Raw genomic sequence first — 633 nt, forward strand, 5'->3', positions numbered from 1 at the left:
GGCGAGGCACCATTCGATCTGCTGTCCGCGCAGGCGATTGCCATGACCGGCATCGGCCAGTTGCTGCTGGATGGCGTGATCGACCCTGCGGCCGACACCTCTGCGTTTGCGCTGATCGACCGCCTTCAGGCCACCGCCCGCCTCGGCTGAAATCCGTACAATCGTATCTTCCGACAGTTTTACGAGGTGAAAGCCTCAAAGTATTTCGTACAACTGTCACGTAAGCGTCATTGGTCGCTGATAGCCGCCGCTGCGTCAGCCAACGAAACGGGGATTCGGACCAATGATATCTGTACGCCGCCCTCATCATCTGCTTCTGCTCGGTACCGTCGCCACCGGCACGCCGTTCGCACAAGCGTATGCCCAACAAGCCGCACCCTCACCCGCGCCGGAAACGCAGGCCGCGCCGGACGAGGGTCTCGCCACCATCGTCGTCACCGCGCAGCGCCGCCGCGAAAAGGCGCAGGACGTGCCGATCGCGATCACTTCGGTCAGCGGTGCCGCGTTCGAAAAGACCGGCTATATCTCGCTGACCGACCTGCAATATGTCGTGCCGGGCGTGCAATATGACCCGACCCAGGGTGCCGCCTTCCAGATCCGCGGTGTCGGCAGCACGTCGTTCGACTTTTCCAA

General features: G+C 62.2%; 1 protein-coding gene. It reads left to right on the plus strand.

The genetic code is table 11. The annotated features are described in order from the left end of the window. Nucleotides 1-283: 283 nt before the first annotated feature. Nucleotides 284-633: TonB-dependent receptor plug domain-containing protein (locus tag AACY52_RS29185; protein ID WP_339561199.1), on the plus strand; the 350-nt coding region annotated here is incomplete at its 3' end.

Source organism: Pseudomonas sp. EA_65y_Pfl1_P113 (assembly GCF_963970525.1).
Lineage (GTDB): Bacteria > Pseudomonadota > Gammaproteobacteria > Pseudomonadales > Pseudomonadaceae > Aquipseudomonas > Aquipseudomonas tritici.